Here is a 206-nt window from a genome sequence, read left to right on the forward strand (position 1 = left end):
AAAAGAGAGTAATGAAATTGTTGAATCCATTGATTCAATAAAAAAAGAGTCGGATGAGATAGAACAGGAAAAAGAATTAATTGCTGAGATTTCTGATTATATGAATCAGTATTATCCTTGTTTAAAATTAGAAAGTTTGGTGTCTGATGAAGCCAAAGAAGAAATGAAAGAAATTGTTGCAGAGGTTTTGATTCAGCGAAGAGGAC

At 31.1% G+C, this 206-nt stretch carries 1 protein-coding gene; it reads left to right on the forward strand.

What is annotated here, in order from left to right:
- The coding region (locus AB3I00_RS14915) for a hypothetical protein (protein WP_368025659.1) at positions 1-206 on the forward strand (206 nt) is incomplete at both ends.

The organism is Enterococcus sp. C76 (genome assembly GCF_040886985.1).
GTDB classification, from domain to species: domain Bacteria; phylum Bacillota; class Bacilli; order Lactobacillales; family Enterococcaceae; genus Enterococcus_B; species Enterococcus_B lactis.